Annotated in this window: 14 protein-coding genes; 5 read left to right on the top strand and 9 right to left on the bottom strand. The window is 72.3% G+C overall.

The genetic code is table 11. From position 1 onward, the window contains the following. The first annotated feature begins 195 nt into the window (after positions 1-195). Together AB0L59_RS18420 and AB0L59_RS18415 are read left to right on the top strand one after the other, a co-directional pair. A complete protein-coding gene (locus tag AB0L59_RS18420) occupies positions 196-1,179 on the top strand; it encodes an aldo/keto reductase (protein ID WP_365584503.1) in 984 nt (327 codons plus the stop codon). A 53-nt stretch (positions 1,180-1,232) separates the two neighbouring features. Beyond that, entirely contained in the window at positions 1,233-1,787 is a 555-nt protein-coding gene (locus AB0L59_RS18415) for a DUF6328 family protein (RefSeq protein WP_365584501.1), read from the top strand. A 127-nt stretch (positions 1,788-1,914) separates the two neighbouring features. Here the strand turns inward: AB0L59_RS18415 and AB0L59_RS18410 are convergent, their stop codons facing one another. The 9 genes from AB0L59_RS18410 to AB0L59_RS18370 form a co-directional block, all read right to left on the bottom strand. Beyond that, positions 1,915-2,340 carry an SsgA family sporulation/cell division regulator gene (locus tag AB0L59_RS18410; RefSeq protein WP_365584499.1) on the bottom strand — a complete coding sequence of 142 codons (426 nt, stop codon included), beginning with the start codon at positions 2,338-2,340 and terminating at the stop codon, positions 1,915-1,917. Between the two features lie 63 nt (positions 2,341-2,403). Next, positions 2,404-3,441 (bottom strand): hypothetical protein, encoded by a 1,038-nt coding sequence (locus AB0L59_RS18405; RefSeq protein ID WP_365584496.1) that lies wholly within the window; start codon positions 3,439-3,441, stop codon positions 2,404-2,406. Positions 3,442-3,573: 132 nt separating this feature from the next. Then, positions 3,574-4,545, bottom strand: a complete 972-nt coding sequence (locus AB0L59_RS18400; RefSeq protein ID WP_365584494.1) for an LLM class F420-dependent oxidoreductase — start codon at positions 4,543-4,545, stop codon at positions 3,574-3,576. 50 nt (positions 4,546-4,595) lie between these two features. After that, positions 4,596-6,167, bottom strand: a complete 1,572-nt coding sequence (locus AB0L59_RS18395; protein WP_365584492.1) for a serine/threonine-protein kinase — start codon at positions 6,165-6,167, stop codon at positions 4,596-4,598. A 211-nt stretch (positions 6,168-6,378) separates the two neighbouring features. Next, entirely contained in the window at positions 6,379-7,341 is a 963-nt protein-coding gene (locus AB0L59_RS18390; protein ID WP_365584490.1) for a threonine/serine dehydratase, read from the bottom strand. A gap of 101 nt (positions 7,342-7,442) precedes the next feature. Next, positions 7,443-8,462 carry a polyprenyl synthetase family protein gene (locus AB0L59_RS18385; protein ID WP_365584487.1) on the bottom strand — a complete coding sequence of 340 codons (1,020 nt, stop codon included), beginning with the start codon at positions 8,460-8,462 and terminating at the stop codon, positions 7,443-7,445. Further along, positions 8,459-9,499, bottom strand: coding sequence for a tetratricopeptide repeat protein (locus AB0L59_RS18380; RefSeq protein WP_365584486.1), 1,041 nt, complete (start codon positions 9,497-9,499; stop codon positions 8,459-8,461). The genes AB0L59_RS18385 and AB0L59_RS18380 overlap by 4 nt, the downstream gene beginning before the upstream one ends. A gap of 169 nt (positions 9,500-9,668) precedes the next feature. Continuing rightward, positions 9,669-10,346 carry an AIM24 family protein gene (locus AB0L59_RS18375; protein WP_365584483.1) on the bottom strand — a complete coding sequence of 226 codons (678 nt, stop codon included), beginning with the start codon at positions 10,344-10,346 and terminating at the stop codon, positions 9,669-9,671. A 290-nt stretch (positions 10,347-10,636) separates the two neighbouring features. Continuing rightward, positions 10,637-10,954: an antibiotic biosynthesis monooxygenase gene (locus AB0L59_RS18370; RefSeq protein WP_365584480.1), complete on the bottom strand. Its 318-nt coding sequence runs from the start codon at positions 10,952-10,954 to the stop codon at positions 10,637-10,639. A 504-nt stretch (positions 10,955-11,458) separates the two neighbouring features. Here AB0L59_RS18370 and AB0L59_RS18365 point away from each other — a divergent pair. The 3 genes from AB0L59_RS18365 to AB0L59_RS18355 all read left to right on the top strand — a co-directional run bounded on the left by AB0L59_RS18365 (position 11,459) and on the right by AB0L59_RS18355 (position 16,312). After that, on the top strand, positions 11,459-12,217 hold the full coding sequence (locus AB0L59_RS18365) for an SDR family oxidoreductase (RefSeq protein WP_365584477.1): 759 nt from the start codon (positions 11,459-11,461) through the stop codon (positions 12,215-12,217). Positions 12,218-13,089: 872 nt separating this feature from the next. Continuing rightward, on the top strand, positions 13,090-14,874 hold the full coding sequence (locus AB0L59_RS18360; protein ID WP_365584474.1) for a M4 family metallopeptidase: 1,785 nt from the start codon (positions 13,090-13,092) through the stop codon (positions 14,872-14,874). 220 nt (positions 14,875-15,094) lie between these two features. Next, on the top strand, positions 15,095-16,312 hold the full coding sequence (locus AB0L59_RS18355; protein WP_365584472.1) for an SGNH/GDSL hydrolase family protein: 1,218 nt from the start codon (positions 15,095-15,097) through the stop codon (positions 16,310-16,312). Positions 16,313-16,314 lie beyond the last annotated feature (2 nt).

The following is a 16,314-nucleotide window of genomic DNA, read 5'->3' as shown; positions in this document are numbered from 1 at the left end:
GCCGCGCGGGCCCGAACCGCTGCCGCCGGAAGAGGAGTCGTCCATCGAACGATCGATCACATGGCCGCGCCGGGTGCCGCTTCACGGCTCCCGGCGTTCCGTCGCCCCACCTCACCCATGGGGGTGAAAACACCCCGCCCGCCCGATGGAGCGGCCCGTTCCGCGGGCTCCCCGGCCGGATGACAGACTGACACCATGGACGAACGCGTAATCGGCAGGTCGGGTCAGTGGGCGTCGGTGGTCGGTCTCGGCACGTGGCAGCTGGGCGCCGACTGGGGTGACGTGGACGACAAGGAGGCGCTGTCCGTCCTGGAGGCGGCGGCCGAGGCCGGGGTCACCTTCTTCGACACGGCCGACGTGTACGGCGACGGGCGCAGCGAGGAGACCATCGCCTCCTTCCTGCGCGGCCGGCCCGATCTGCATGTGCTGGTGGCCACCAAGATGGGCCGCCGGGTCGACCAGATCCCCGAGAACTACGTCCTGGACAACTTCCGTACCTGGAACGACCGCTCGCGCCGCAACCTCGGCGTCGACCGCATCGACCTGGTCCAGCTGCACTGCCCGCCCACGCCCGTCTACTCCTCCGACGCGGTCTTCGACGCCCTGGACACCCTGGTCGAGGAGGAGCGCATCGCGGCCTACGGGGTCAGTGTCGAGACCTGCGCGCAGGCGCTGACGGCGATCGCCCGGCCGAACGTGGCGAGCGTGCAGATCATCCTCAACCCGTTCCGCATGAAGCCGCTGCGCGAGGTGCTGCCCGCGGCCCGTGAGGCCGGCGTCGGCATCATCGCGCGCGTGCCGCTCGCCTCCGGCCTGCTGTCCGGCAAGTACACCAAGGACACGGTGTTCGCCGCCAACGACCACCGCACCTTCAACCGGCACGGCGAGGCCTTCGACCAGGGCGAGACCTTCTCCGGCGTCGACTACGCGACCGGTGTCGAGGCCGCCGCCGAGTTCGCCGCGCTCACCCCGGAGGGCTACACCCCGGCCCAGTTGGCGCTGCGCTGGATCATCGAGCAGGACGGCGTGACCACGGTGATCCCGGGCGCCCGCAATCCGGAGCAGGCCCGCGCGAACGCGACCGCCGCCAAGCTGCCGCCCCCGCCCGAGGAGACGTTCACCGCGATCCGTGAGCTGTACGAGCGACGGATCGAGGAGCAGGTCGAGCACCGCTGGTAGTCGTCGTGCCACTCGCCGTTTGAACAGACGGCCGGGCGGTTACACGACAGCGCATGAGGGAGGAAGGACGGCGCAGGGGGCGGAACGAGACCGAGGAGGAGCGGGCCGACCGGATGTGGGTCGAGCTCATCCAGGAGGTCCGTGTCGCCCAGACGGGCGTGCAGATCCTCTTCGGCTTCCTGCTGACCGTCGTCTTCCAGCAGAAGTACGCCACTCTGCCCGACAGCGACCAGGTGATCTACATCGTGACCGTCATCCTGGGCGCCTGCGCCACCGGCGCCCTCATCGGACCGGTCTCCCTGCACCGCCTGGTCGCGGGCCGCCGGGTCAAGCCGCAGGCGGTTCGGCTGGCCTCGGGGATGACCTTCGTCGGCCTGGCCCTGCTGCTCGCCACCATGACGTGCTCTCTGCTGCTGATCCTCCGGGTGGCCACGCACGACCCCTATGTGCCGTGGGTGGTGACGGCCGTCGTCGCCTGGTACCTGGTCTGCTGGTACGGCCTGCCGCTGTGGGCCCGGCGCCGGCACACCTCCTGGTCGGACCACCCACCTGCGGCCCGGCGACCGGACGCCGGTGACACCGGGGGCGGACGCGAGGCCGGGTCATGATGTCCGGGTGGCGGCCGAGTCCGCCCAGCAGATGACCCAGGGCGCTTCCGGGCACGCGGTCGTACCCGTCGTACCGTGTGCCGGCACGAGGAGGGCGTAGGGCCTGCGGCCGGCGCGGGCCGGCTGCTCAGCCCGCGGAGAGGATCTCGGCCAACAGGGCGTCCACCGGGACGCGTTCCTGCCCCGGCGGGACGAGCCGGTGGGTCTCCCGCAGGAACGCGGCGACGGCGGGGGCCCAGGCGAACACCACCGCGTGGTGCCGGCCGCCGTCCGGCCGGAGGTCCCCGAGGAACTCCATGCGCAACTCGTGCCAGGCGCCGGTCGCGATGGGCCGCAGCCGCACGTCACCGACGCCGACCGGCCGCCCCAGACCGGCGGAGAGCATCTCCCGGTCAAGCCGCCAGCAGGCCAGCACCCGACCGTCATGGCAGAAGACGGCGGTGACGGCGAACGGGTCGGCTTCGTCGTAGCTGAGATGAGCGAGCACGGGGCACCCGCCGGTGCCTTCCGAGCGAAGCTGTACCACCAGGGTCTTGTGCACGAACGCGGTCACGCGAGGGTCCTCCGGCGACGATCGGCTCAGGGCTCTCTAGTACCCCCGTGACGCCCGGGATGCTCACCCGTGCGACGGATTTCCGCCGGTTCCGCGGAGCGCGGCCAGGCAGCTGCCGATGGCCTGCTGGAGTTCCTCCAGGCGCCGGACCATGTCGTCCTCGTAGAAGTCCGCGTCGTCGAAGGTCAGCTCCTCGAACGCCCTGGTCGCCTTCTGCAGGCTGCTGTAGAACTTCGTCCGGCGCTCCTGGACGCGCAGGCGGGGGTCGGCCTCGACCGCCTCGGCGACGAGCGACCTCATGGTGTCGTAGGCCTCGGTGGCCCACTCGCCGGTGTCCTCGCCGTCCTGCAGTTCGTCGATCAGCGACAGATGGCGCTCGGCCTCCTCGCGCAGGTCTGCCGGCGCCTCCACGGTCTGCCCGGCCGGCGTCCTGATCTGCCCGGACTCGGCGATCTGCCGGACGTACCCGATACGGTCGGCGGCCCGGCTCTCGGTCGCGACCGCCTTCTTCAGATCGTCGGTCCGTACGACGTCACGCGCCAGCTCCGCCTGCAGCTCGGGGTCCTCCCGCACCCGGTCCAGCAGGGCGGTGCGGGCGGCGCGGGCGGTGGAGGGGTCGGCGAGAATCGCGGCGCGCAGGGCGGTCGGGTTCTCGGCGACCTCCAGCGCCTTGGTGGGGCGGATGCCCTCGGCCTCGGCGGCCACCGCGATCGCGGTGCCGCGCTCGGAGGTCGCGCCGTTGCGGGAGACGTAGTAGCTCAGCCACACGTCCGCGTCCGGCAGGTCCACCTCCTGGCCGGGCCGAAGAGCCTCGAAGTGCGGCACGAGCCCGTCGTCGGCGGCACGGTCCCAGGCCTTGTAGTAGCGCATGACCCGCTCCGGGGAGCAGCCCGCGAGCTGTGCGAACTCCTTGGCGGACACCTTCGCCGTCTCACCGGCGGCCTGCCCGCCCGGCCGCACACTGCGGGCCACCATCAGCGCGAAGGCCCAGCTTCCGCTGCGTGCGTAGCCGCCGAACTCACGGGCGTCACGCGCCACCAGGTCGGACAGCGGCTGCGGGGCCGGGGCGGACGTCTCGGACGGGTCGATGACCAGGGTCACGGATGACTCTCCTGCAAACATGCTCAAGGGGACCGCACCCGGGAACGGGCGCAGGCGGGAAAGCCTATAGGGACGCATTGGTCATGCTTTGGCAGGCCCGGGAGGCACGCCGGGGCAGGCAGGGTCAGCCGGTCAGCCGAAGGCCTCCCGCAGCGCGGGCAACAGCGTCTTCGCCGACCAGTCCAGGTACTCCGGCTGTGTGTCGCCGCCGATCTGCACCAGCGCGATCTCCCCGAACCCGGCCTCGGCGTAAGGCCGTACGGCCTCCACGAAGGCGTCCGGATCGTCGCCGCACGGAATCGAGGCGGCGACGTCGTCCTCGTCCACGAACTGCGTCGCGGACTCGAAGGAGTCCGGGTGCGGCAGTTCGGCGTTCACCTTCCAGCCGAGCCCGAACCAGCGGAACTGGGAGTGGGCGCGCTTGACGGCCGTGTCCCGGTCGGGGTCGTAGCACACCGGCACCTGACCGACGCGGGGTTTGCCGCTGCCGCCGTGCCGGTCGAAGGCCTCCAGCAGCCCCGCCTTCGGTTCGGTGGCGATGACCAGGTCCGCGAGGTGCCCGGCGAGTTTGCAGGACTGCTCGCCGGAGACGGCGATCCCGATCGGCGGCGGCTGCTCCGGCAGATCCCACAACCGGGCGGACTCCACGTCGTAGTGCTGTCCGTGGTGGGTGACGTGACCCCCGGCGAACAGCGCGCGGATGATCTCCACGGCCTCTTCGAGCATCTCGTGGCGCACGTCCACCGGAGGCCAGCCGCCGCCCACCACATGCTCGTTGAGGTTCTCGCCGGCGCCCAGCCCGAGGCGGAACCTGCCCTGCGACAGCAGCTGCACGGTCGCCGCCTTCTGCGCCACGATCGCCGGGTGGTAGCGGAGGATGGGACAGGTCACGTAGGTCATCAGCGGAATCCGCGAGGTGGCCTGCGCGGCGGCGCCCAGCACACTCCACGCGTAGGAGGAGTGACCCTGCGAGCGCAGCCACGGGAAGTAGTGGTCGGAGATCACGGAGAAGTCGAACCCGCTCTCCTCGGCCCGCACCACGTGGTCCACCAGGTCCCGGGGACCTGCCTGCTCGGTCATCATCGTGTATCCGATTCTCACCATAAGTGGCGAGTCCCCTGGCCGGCGCCTCGAAAACGGGCCGGTGACGCCGCTCAGCCCTCCGGCGCCCGGAACGTCTGCAGGAACGTCTTCAACGCCAGCCGGTTCGCGGCGTCGTCCCAGGTCGCGGCCGGGGTGGTGAAGCGCAGTGAGTAGCCGTCGCCGCCGCCCGTCAGAAAGCCGCGCCCGAGCGTGTGCACCCGCGCGTCCCCCGTTCCGGCCAGCCACTCCAGGTCGGCGGCCCGGTGTCCCCGGTACGTGGTGGGCCGGACCGTGCCGACGCGGTGGTAGCCGGGGAGCCGTTGCAGGTCCGGTTCGACGTCGTCCCGCCAGATGGCCACCGGATCCGGGCCGACGTGCTCGCTGTGCGTGACGGCGAGGGTGGGAGAGGTGCCGTCCCGGCCGAACGTGATGCGGTAGGCGCCGGACGCGCGGGAGGTGATCAGCCGCTTCCAGCCGTCGGGCAGTGCCACCGAGAAGCCCTCGGGGGCGGTGTAACGGCGGTAGCCGGCCGGCAGGGCGGACGGAGCGACCTGGGTGGCGCTCGGGGAGGGGGTCGCGGAGCCGCCCGTGTGCTTGCCGGCTGGGGCGGCCGAGGTGCTGGGGCGGGCCGGTGTCCGTGCGGTACCGGAGCCGGTGCCCGGCAGCTGGTGCGTCGCGGCCAGTACGGCGGCGGCGACGGTGATCACGGCCAGCGCGGTACCGGCCGCGAGGACCCGCCTGCCGCGCTCCCGCCCGGCGAGGCGCACACTCGCGTACGCACCGCGCAGCCGGGGGACGGGGGCCGGCTGCCGGTCGGCGTCGGTGTCCTCGTCGAGGGCCCGGATCAGCGCCTCGCGGACCACCGGCCGGGTCAGCCGCTCCCGCGAGTTCTTCCGCAGCAGCCCCTGCACGGCCTGGGTGAGCGGGCCCGCCCGCAGCGGGGTGCGCAGCGGCAGCCGGTCCACCGCCTTCAGCGTGGCGTCGGGCCGGCCGCGGTCCCGGAACGGCGGGCGGCCCTCCACCATGGTGTACAGCAGCGCGCCCAGCGCCCACAGATCGGCGGCGGGCCCGATCCGCTCGTCGCGGGCCTGCTCCGGGGAGGCGTACGAGGGTGCCGTGAGCCGTGGCACCAGGGTCGCGCCCGCCAGCCCGAACCCGGTGACCACGACCGGGCCGCTGTCCCGGACGAAGACCTGGCCGGGGCTCAGCTCGCCGTGGGTGATGCCCCCGTCGTGCGCGGCTTGCAGCACATCGAGCAGTTCCAGGCCTATTCGGGCCGCCCGCATCGTGTTCAACGCGCCCTCGCGGCCGAGGAGTTCGTCCAGGACGGTGCCGTCGATCCACTCGGACACCGTCCACAGGGTGCCGGCCTCCACCACCGCGTCGACGACCGGGGCGACCTGCCCGGGACACAGCAGCCGCATCGTCTCGGAGGTCCGGACGACGCGGGCCGTGACCCGGCGCGCCGTGTCGTCGTCGGCGGGCTCCGGCAAGCTGGTCTGGGCCACCAGCCGGGGCTGCTGCGCCGCCACGTCCTCGGCGTACCACCACAGGCGGTTCGTCTCGCGGGCGAAGACCTCCAGGAGCCGGTAGCGTCCGGCGACCAGCTCGTGTGCGGAGACGTGCGCCTTGACCATGGTCATCCCTCGCCGAAGCCCCTGATGCGTTGCCTGTTCCGTGTCTCACAGAGGTACGCGGGGCGTGCGGGGGTGCGTTCAATGAATGGGTGATCGAGTGCCGTTCCAGCCTTTCAATCAACCCTTCGAAAGGGCTTGCGAGTTTGGGATGCCCGCCTCCGGCGGCGGTTCGACCTGGGGGTAACCGAGGGTAAACCGCCGGGTGCGGCGCTGGGTGTCACAGCAGCCCGAACCGCTCGGCCCAGCCGGTCAGTTCGCGCGGGGTCGTATTGCCGCCGCACACCACGAGTCCGATCCGGGCGCCGTCACCGACCCGGGCCGCCACCTGGCGTGCCGCCGGCAGCAGACAGCCCGCGGCCGGCTCGGCCCACACCTTGGCGTGTTCGGCGAGGTCCAGCGAGCCCTGCACCGCGTCCCGGTCCGGCACCACCAGCACCTCCTCGACCAGTGCCGACACATGGTCGTACGTCAGCTGGGTCACGGCGGGCGGGCTGAGGGTGGTGACCAGCGAGGACAGCGGCACGGGCACCGGACCGCCCGCCTCCAACGCGGCCGACATGGTCTCTGCGCCCTCGGTCTCCACACCCCACACGCGCACGCCCGGACGTCTGGCCGCGAGGGCGGCCGCGACCCCGGCGATGAGACCGCCACCGCCGATGCTGACGACGACGTCCGTCAGCGCGTCGTCCGCGTCCTCGGCCAGCTCCAGCCCGACCGTGCCCTGCCCGGCGATCACCACCGGGTCGTCGAAGGGATGGACCAGCGTCAGCCCCTCGTCCCCGAGCCGTCTCACCAGCTGGAAGGCGCTGTCCATGCCGCCGGTCAACCGCACCGACGCCCCTGCCTCCTCCGCGAGTGCGACGGACCGCGCGGGAGCGGTGCGGGGCATCACCACGGTGGCCTTCACGTCGAGGGCCGCCGCCATCACCGCGAGGGCGATCCCGTGGTTGCCGCCGCTGACCGCGACCACACCGGCCGCCCGCTCGGCCGCGCTCAGCGACAGCAGCTTCGCCGTCGCCCCGCGCGCCTTGAACGAGCCGGTGCGCTGGAGCAGTTCGAGCTTGGCGATGACCGGGACGCCGAGCAGCGCTGTCAGGCCCGGGCTGGGTACGGTCGGCGTCCGCACGACATGTCCGGCGATCCGCTCCGCGGCGGCTTCGATCTCCCTGATGCCGATCAAGGTGATTCACCCTTCCGGCGCGGGGGTGGGGGCCGCGCCGATCGCACCCTGGCCCGCGGGGAGTTCCGGGGTCAACACGTTTCACGGCGTGATCCACGGCCTCACAGCTCGCGGTCGGCCAGGAAGTCCAGCAGCCGGAACAGGTCCCCGGCGGCACGGGCGGCCAGTGGAGCGGCCGAGAGCAGCGCCCGTGCGGCGACCGTGTGCCTGCGAGCCTCGGCCAGGGTCGCCGTACGGCCGCCGGCCGCCTCGATCAGGGCGGCCGCCTCCTCGGCCATGCCCGGCGCGTCGAGCAGTCCGGGCAGCCCGCGGGCCACCGGGGAGCCGAGCGCGGCCAGCACCGGGTACGTCTTCTTGCGCTCCCGGAGATCGCCGCCCGCGGGCTTGCCGGTGACGGCCGGATCGCCCCAGATGCCCAGCACGTCGTCGACCAGCTGGAAGGCGACGCCGAGATGCCGTCCGGCCCGGTCCAGTGCGCCGGCCGTGCCCTCGTCCGCCCCGCCGAGCACGGCGCCCAGCGCGGCGGCACAGCCCAGCAGGGCGCCGGTCTTGCCCTCCGCCATCGCCCCGTACTCGCCGGGCGTCACCCGCTCGGGACCGGTGCACGGCCGGGCGGCGAACAACAGGTCGTCGGCCTGTCCGCGCACCAGGTCGGCGAGGGCCGCCGACAGCAGCCGTACGGCGCGGGCGCCCTGCGGCTCGGTGGCGAGGGTTTCCACGGCCAGCGCGAACAGGGCGTCCCCGGCGAGCACCGCAGGCCCCGTGCCGTACGCCTTCCACACGGCGGGGCGGCGGCGCCGGGTCGCGTCGCCGTCCATGATGTCGTCGTGCAGCAGGGAGAAGGCGTGCACCAGCTCCACCGCGACCGCGGCCGGGACCCCGGCCCGCCCGTCGGCGCCCGCCGCCTCCGCGCCGAGGACCGCCAGCGCCTGCCGTACGCCCTTGCCGCCCGGCGCGGCGGCGGGCGCCCCGCCGACCTCGCACCAGCCGAAGGAGTACGCGGCCATCTCGGCCACCCACGGATGCAGCCGCCCCACCGCCGCCCGCAGCGCCGGCTGCACCACGTCCCGGCAGCGGGCGAGGACTTCGGGAGCGGAGGACGGGGCCTGTACCGCGGTCATCGTGCGACCTCCGCGTCGAGGCCGAACTCTTCCTGTGCCCGGGTCACCATCTCCCGGGCGTGCTTGAGCCCGATCCGCTCCAACGTCCCTGCCAGGTCGGCGAGTTCGGACGCCGTCTCGGCGCGGTCGCGGCCCAGCTGAGCCAGCGACTTGGCCAGGCCCAGCCGGGCCAGCGCCTCCCCGCGCGGCTCGCTCATCGCGCGGAACTCCTCCAGTGCCAGCTCGTACAGGTCCCGCGCCTCGGCGTAACGCCCGGCCCGGTACAGGACGTTGCCGCGCATCTTGTGGTTGTAGGCCAGCGCGCTGGAGAGGTTCATCGCCCGGCAGCCGGCCTCGGCGCGGGACAGCAGCTCCAGCGCCCGCTCCGTGTCCTTGTCGCGCACCGAGACGATGTCGGCGAGTCCGCGCAGCGCCCAGGCGTGCCCGCGTCGGTCCTCCGCCCGTTCGGCTATCTCCGCCGCCTCCTCGAACAACGCGTAGGCCCGGTCGTAGTCGCCGGTGTTGCGGTGGATCTGTGCGATGCCCTCCAGCGCCCACACGGTGTGCCGGGCCTCACCGCGCCTGCGTGCCTCGGCCAGCAGTTGCTCGTGCAGCCGTCCGACGGCCGCGTAGTCGCCCTGGATGCGTCCGGTCTCGGCGAGGCCGGCCAGCGAGTAGCCGCGGACGACGACGTCCCCGCCCCGCTCGCCGAGTTCGGCCGCGAGACCGAGCAGCCGCCAGGCCAGCGGGAAGGACCCGCGCTGCCGGGCGAGGGTGCCGCCGCTCCACAGAGCCCACGCCATCGCGGCGGTGTCGCCGGCTGCGCGGGCGGCGCGGTAACTCGCCTTCCAGGCCCGGTCGGCGTCACCGATGTGGCCGAGCCGGCGATGTGCCTCGGCGACGGCGAGCCCGCAGCGGGCCGCCTCAGCGGGGCGCCCGCACCGCTCGGCCTGACGCAGCTTCTCGGTGCCCTCCGCCAGCACATCGACCAGCGAGGAGTTCACGGACAGAGTGGTCAGGGCGCCCTGGTACTCCGGGGCGAATGCCTTGCCGTACATGCGTGCCTTTCTATACGCGACATGTATACATCTCGCGTATACATCCCGTGTATAGGGTCTCGAAAATACGCCCCGGCCTCAGCGACCGGGGCGTGTCGGTCTGTTGTCGATCAAGACGCGGGTACGGCGACGGGGGTTGCCCGTGCGGCGCGGATCACTGTGTGAAGGTTCAGTGCTGCTGGCTCTTCTGCGGGGTCAGCTCGCTCGGTCGCACCACGACGAAGCCCTCGCCCTGGAGCATCAGCTGCACCGCTTCGCCGGAACCGCCGCGCAGCATCGAGCCGATGGACTGGGAGCGGTGCAGCGAGGTCTCCAGCCGCGCGGTCCAGCCGACCACCGCGTCCGTGTCGACGTACACCGGGAACTGCGCGGAGACCGGGATGACCAGCGGGTTGCCCTCGCAGACCAGGCCGAGCCGGCCCTGCCCGCTGAACACGCTGTTGAACAGGCCGCCGCCGGCGATGCCCGACCCCTTGACCGTCTTGATCTCGTACGACAGCGAGGCGTCGAAACACAGGACGTTGCGGCCGTTGACGGTGAACTGGTCGCCGGCCTCGACCTCGACGATGAAACAGTTCTGTGCCTCGTGCGCGAACCAGGCCTCGCCCTGCCCGCGCACCGCCATGAGGGGCAGCCCCTCGCCGGTGACCGCACGCTTGAGCATGCCGCCGACACCCTGCCCCTTGCGCTCGAACTTGAGGTTTCCGCGATGGGCGATCATCGCGCCCTGGCGGGCGTACATCTCGCCGTTCACCGCGTACTTGATGCACTTGGCGTTCTCGACGGACATTCCCGGCTCCACGGCCGGCTGCACGACGTGCTGACTGGAAAAGAGATCACCCTTCATGCGAGGCATGGTGTCCCGGAGGATGTCGTTCCGCCAAGATCACGGAAAGTGCCCGTTCAGCCACCGCACGGCCGAGCCCGACGTGCGGGGTCCGGTGGCGCGGCGCGGCACGGCTGCGTGGAGTGGCACGCGTCCGGGCCCGGTGCCCGGGTGCACGCACGTGCGCACCGGCGAAGCCGCCGACGCTCCGCATGACGGGGCTCGCAGAAGATCCAGGAGGTGCACCCCTTCGCCGGGAGTTCCCGGGGCGGGGATTGCCATCCCGGGCTTCCGACGGCGCTACCGCATCGCTACGGGGCACCTGTGGGATACTTCCCGGCGTACGGCCGCAGGCGGACGACCTCGGTACTGTCCGCGTACTGCGCGCACTCGGCCAGGAAGTGACGGACGTACGGCTGGCGCCCATGCTCCTCGAAGGCGTCACGGTCGGCGTAGAGCTCGAAGAACAAGCGCTCGTTGGGTGCGCCCTCGACCTCGTTGCACACGTACGCCAGCGTGCCGGGCTCATTTTCCTGCACCGCTGCGGCGGCCTGCCGCACCAGGTCGTCGAAGGGCTCCGCCACACCTTCGCGCAGCCTGAAGCGAACGCAGAGTGCCACGTGGCTCATGTCTGTCTCCTTTCCGTCCTCTCAGTCTCACCACGCACCCCGTCGGACCGCTCGCGGACGGATCGCCGCCTGCGGGCGGGCGACACCGTGCTGTTCCCGTGCGGTGCGGTGGAATCCGGTGCAGGCTGGCAAGGAGGGCAGGTGCTCCAGGACCGCGGTGCCGGCCGAGCGCGGAGCATCGGCTGCCCCCGGCCCCTGTCGTCGGCAGGCGCCGGCAGGAAGGAAGCGCGATGGACATCGAAGGATCTGTCGCCCTGGTGACGGGAGCCGACCGCGGCATCGGCCGCGGGCCTGGCCCGTGCGCCGATCGACCCCGGGGCGGGGAAGGCCAGCGCCGCCGTCCGCGATCCGGCAGGAATGCGGGAGGAGGACCTCACTCCGCTGCGTCCGGACGTCAGACGGCCGAACGGTGAGCGGACGCCGCCCTCGCCGGAGCCGAGCCCACTCCAGGCGGACGATCCGCTGACCGCCACTGCGGTTGTGCCGCCCGGTACAGGAGGATCCATGAGTGACGCACCACCGGCGGCGTACGGCCGCCGCGACCCGGCCCTGCTCGGCCAGACCCTCGTCGTCATCGGGGGGAGCGCGGGCATCGGGCTGGCGACCGCAAGGCACGCCCGCGCCGAGGGCGCCACGGTGATTCTCACCGGGCGTGACCCCGACCGGCTGCGCATTGCGTCCGCAGAGGTGGAGGCACGCAGCACCGCCGCCTTCGACGCCACCGACCCGGCGCTGCTGCAGCAGTTCTTCCGCGAGCTGCCCAGGCCGATCGACCATGTGCTGGTCACGGCGGGGAGTCCCTCCTACGGGCGCCTCCTGGACATGGACACCGAACAGGCGCGCCGCGCGATCAGCACGCACATGGTCCTCGCTCTGGACGTCGCGCGCCACGCCGCCACCGCGGTGCGACCCGGCGGCACCCTGCTGCTCCTGGGCGGCACCGGCGCCCGGCGGCCGAGGGCGGGCCTCGGCATCGCGCCGGCGGCCACGGCCGCGATGCCCGTGTTCACCGCCAGTCTCGCGCTCGAACTCGCCCCGATCCGGGTCAACCTGATCGCCGCCGGCTTCGTGGACACCCCGTTGTCGGCCCGGCTTCTCGGCGACGGCCTCGAGGCTCGGCGCGAGGGACTGCGCGCCACACTGCCGATCGGCCGTGTCGTCGTACCGGAGGACGTCGCGGCGCTCGCGGTGCACATCATGACCAACACGGCACTCACCGGCGCGACTTACGACATCGACGGCGGCCAGCAACTCGTCGGCTGAGAACCGGGCGTCGATCACGAGGCCAGGAGGACGCCGTACCTCCCTACCCCACGTCGTGCCGTCGACCCGGTTGAACTCCTCCTTTTCGGCGAGTCGCGCCGAGGGCATCAGCCGGCCACCGAGCAGCGCGGAGGGGAACGCGTCCAGATCCCGCGCGCTGGAGATGATGGCGCCCGCGCTCTGTGCCCATGACGCCGTCCGGTCGGTCGAGTCGGCCAAGGGGGCACCGGCCTTGTCGGGGTGAGGTACCCGCACGCGTACCACCCCGGAACTCCCGTCGGCCGAGAAGGCCTTGGTGACGCTGCCGACGCGGAACCGGTCGTCGGTGCCGATGGGCCGCCGGCCGCCGAGGTCGGCGACTCCGCTCGTGGCCCTGTACGTGCGGCCGGTGGATGCGCCGTCGCCGTCGGCGTGCCGGGCTCTCCCGTCGCGGCCCGCGCCGGGAGAGCGAGCAGCGACAGCACGACCGCTCCGAGGACCGCGCCTTGCCCCACCCTCGCCGGAACCATCCGGCACCCGCTTTCCGTGTCACGCACGACACGCACGACACGCACGACACGCACGACACGCATCGATACGAGCCGATACGACGCTTGATGCGACGTCGGTCACATTCCGGCCCTGGAACCTGGGGGATTGGGACGACGTCTCCACAGCCGACACACAGTTGGTCAGTCAGTGATCACTCTGTGGCGTGCATTCGTAAAGGATTGTCATAGAAGGTTGCGAAATCGATCATTCCGCCTTTACGTGCACATGACTGATCCGTAAGGGTTACGCCTCGGGGCCCGACCAGCCCCGTGACGCGAAGCGCGTCATGTCTCAAGGCGGTTGGTGATCCCTGCTGCCTTCGCACGAAGGAACCCTGATCCTTGCGTAGACCGCACATACGCAGCGTCGCCGTCGCCATCGCGGTGACGACCGCTGCCACGGGCCTGGCCGGCACGGCTTTCGCGGGTCCCAGCACGGGGGTGGAGCGGTCCTCGGCCTCCGCTGCCACGAACGCCACGGCGGTGGTGGAGGCGGCGCGTACCGCGGCCTTCGCCCACTCCTCGGCGACCGGCGTCTCCCAGGGCGACGAACTGCACGCCCAGGACGTGATGATCGACCCCGAGGGCGCCCGGCACGTCCGGTTCGTCCGCACGCACGACGGCATGCCCGTGCTCGGCGGCGACCTCATCGTCCACCTCGACCACAAGCTGGCCTACACGGGCGTGACGCGCGCGGCCCAGCAGGCGGTCAAGCCGGCCACCACGAAGGCCGAGCTGACGGCCGCCCAGGCCGCCGCCAAGGCCGCCCAGGCCGCCAAGGGCGACGCCGGGACCGCCCAGCTCGTCGTCGACGCGCGCGGCGGCGCCTCGGCCCTCGCCTACCAGGTGACCGTGACCGACCAGGACGGCACCAACACGGTCGTCGTCGACGCCGTCACCGGCAAGGTGCGCAGCAACACGCCCGACAGCGACCAGTTCCTGTCGCCGAAGCTGCTCGAGAGCCTTCGCAAGCACGGCGAGACGATCGACCCGGCCACCGGCACCGCCCCCGCCGTCCCCCAGGCACTGCTCGGCTCCGGCGTCTCCGGCGCCGCGCGCTACCCGTCGGCAGCCAAGGGCACGGGCAAGACCCTCTTCGTGGGCAGCGTCGGCCTCACCACCACGGCCACCTCGCGCGGCCACTACCAGCTCAAGGACCCGAGCCGGTACGGCACCGAGACGCGCGACGCCAAGGGCTCGTACACCGAGAAGTTCAGCGCGGGCACGAAGTTCACCGGCACGACCAACGTGTGGGGCAACGGCACGACCGGCAACCGTGCCAGCGCCGCCGCGGACGCCCAGTACGGCATCACCGAGACGCTCGACTTCTACAAGAGCACCTTCGGGCGCAAGGGCATAGCCAACAACAGCAAGGCCGCCCAGGGCATGGTCCACTGGGGCAAGAAGGTCGCCAACGCCTTCTGGGACCCGACCTGCACCTGCATGCTCTACGGCGACGGTGACGGCGACATGTTCAAGAAGCCGCTCGTCGTCCTCGACGTCACCGGCCACGAGCTGACCCACGGCGTGGTGGACGCGACCGCCAAGCTGGAGCCGACCTACGTCGACAACCAGGGCAACCAGTACGGTGAGCCCGGCGCGCTGAACGAGTCCCTCGCGGACATCTTCGGCTCCAACGTGGAGTTCTACGCCAAGAACTCCAAGGACACGCCGGACTACCTGATCGGCGAGAAGCTGGGCCTCGCGCAGAAGTTCCTGCGCCGCCTCGACCACCCCTCGCTCGACAAGCTCGAGGGCACCATCGACTACTGGTCGCCGGCCGTGTACGGCGCCGAGGTGCACGCCGGTTCCGGTGTCTCCTCGCACGCCTACTACCTCCTCGCGGAGGGCAGCGGCAGCAAGACGATCAACGGGGTCAAGTACTACTCGCCGACCTACGACAACTCCACGGTCACGGGCATCGGCCGCACCAAGGCCACCGCGATCTTCTACCGTGCGCTCACCCGCTACATGGTCTCCACGACCGACTTCCACGACGCGCGCGTCGCGACGCTGAAGGCCGCCCAGGACCTGTACGGCGCGAACAGCACCGAGTACAAGAGGGTGGACGCGGCGTGGGCCGCGGTCAACGTCACCGCCGCCAACACGCCGGCCGCCCGTCACTGACGGACTGCCGTACCCCCGGATGCCCCGCCCCGCGCGGGGCATCCGCATGTCCGGGGTCCCCCCGGAGGGCCCCGGCCCGTCGAGGGAACCCTGGCAGGAAGGCCTTCGAGGTGCGTAGGCACGGCGTTGGAGGGACCATGACCTCCGTGGGATACGCAGGCACGTCCCCGAGGATCAGCACGCGCCCCGGCGGGGCCGCCCCGCTCCGGGACCTCACCCCGTGACCCGCCGGTTCGGACGCCTCTGCCGCGTCGCCGCCGCGCTGCTCACGGCCGTCGCCTGCCAGTCCGCGCCCGCCCGGGCGGCCGTCGTGCCCGAGTCCGCCGAACAGGGCTCCGGGGTCGTCACCTGGGCGGCGAGCGCCGACCGCGTGGGCGAGGGAGCGGCCGGCCAGGGGTACAGGCTCATCGTCCACACCAGCGTCGGCGGCACCGCACTGCGCGTGCGCGTGACCAACGCCTTCGGCGACCGTCCGCTGACCCTGGACGACGTCGACGCCGGCCTGCGTGCCAAGGGGGCCGCACTGCGCCCCGGCAGCAACCGGCGGCTGACCTTCGGCGGCGAGCGCAGGGTCACCGTGCCCGCGGGCGGCACCGCCTGGAGCGACCCGTTGCCCGGCACCTGGCCGGCCGACACCGATCTGGCCGTCAGCCTGCACACTCCGGACGCGGCAGGACCGGCCACCGGCCACGGGCTGGCGATGCAGACCTCGTACACCGGCCGGGGCGACCACACCGCCGAGGAGAGCGGCGCCAACTGGGCCGAGACCACCGGCTCCTGGTGGTATCTCGACGCGGTGTCCGTACGGCCGCCCCGGGCAGGCACCGCAGCCGTGGTCGCGCTCGGCGACTCCCTCACCGACGGCTGGCACTCCACCCCGGACCTCGACCGCCGCTGGCCGGACTACCTCGCCCGGCGTCTGAAGGCGTCCCGCACGCACCTGCGTGGCGTCGCGAACGAAGGCATGTCGGGCAACCAGGTGCTCGCGGACGGCGCGGGGCAGAGCGCCCTGAACCGGCTGGACCGGGACGTGCTCTCCCTGCCCGGCGTGCGCACCGTCTTCCTCTTCGAGGGGGTGAACGACCTCAAGGCCCACACCGGCGTCACCGCGCATGACCTGATCGCCGGGTACCGGGAGATCGCCCAGCGGGTGGACGCGGCGGGGAAGTGTCTGGTCGTCGCCACGGTCGGCCCGTTCGCGGGCTGGCCCGAATGGGACCCGGCCGCCGAGGCCGTGCGCCGTGAGGTGAACCGATTCCTGCGCACCAGCGGGGAGTTCGGCGCGGTCATCGACTTCGACCGTGTCCTGCGCGACCCCCACGACGCCAGACGGCTGCTGCCGTCGGTCGACGGCGGTGACCACCTCCACCCCAACGACAAGGGGATGCGGGCGCTGGCCGACGCCGTCGATCTCGGCCGCCTCGACTGCCCCCGCTGACC

Origin of the sequence: Streptomyces sp. NPDC052109 (genome assembly GCF_040680195.1) — a bacterium.
Classification (GTDB): Bacteria; Actinomycetota; Actinomycetes; order Streptomycetales; family Streptomycetaceae; genus Streptomyces.
The sequence above is the reverse complement of the archived record's forward strand: the minus strand, read 5'-3'. Positions and strand labels throughout refer to the sequence as shown.

What these genes read in the sequence shown, in the direction of transcription:
- AB0L59_RS18385 (WP_365584487.1), bottom strand. Translation starts at nt 8,462, where the DNA reads ATGACCGCGGTACAGGCCCCGTCCTCCGCTCCCGAAGTCCTCGCCCGC.
- AB0L59_RS18415 (WP_365584501.1), top strand. Translation starts at nt 1,233, where the DNA reads ATGAGGGAGGAAGGACGGCGCAGGGGGCGGAACGAGACCGAGGAGGAG.
- AB0L59_RS18365 (WP_365584477.1), top strand. Translation starts at nt 11,459, where the DNA reads ATGAGTGACGCACCACCGGCGGCGTACGGCCGCCGCGACCCGGCCCTG.
- AB0L59_RS18375 (WP_365584483.1), bottom strand. Translation starts at nt 10,346, where the DNA reads ATGAAGGGTGATCTCTTTTCCAGTCAGCACGTCGTGCAGCCGGCCGTG.
- AB0L59_RS18370 (WP_365584480.1), bottom strand. Translation starts at nt 10,954, where the DNA reads ATGAGCCACGTGGCACTCTGCGTTCGCTTCAGGCTGCGCGAAGGTGTG.
- AB0L59_RS18380 (WP_365584486.1), bottom strand. Translation starts at nt 9,499, where the DNA reads ATGTACGGCAAGGCATTCGCCCCGGAGTACCAGGGCGCCCTGACCACT.
- AB0L59_RS18400 (WP_365584494.1), bottom strand. Translation starts at nt 4,545, where the DNA reads ATGGTGAGAATCGGATACACGATGATGACCGAGCAGGCAGGTCCCCGG.
- AB0L59_RS18420 (WP_365584503.1), top strand. Translation starts at nt 196, where the DNA reads ATGGACGAACGCGTAATCGGCAGGTCGGGTCAGTGGGCGTCGGTGGTC.
- AB0L59_RS18395 (WP_365584492.1), bottom strand. Translation starts at nt 6,167, where the DNA reads ATGACCATGGTCAAGGCGCACGTCTCCGCACACGAGCTGGTCGCCGGA.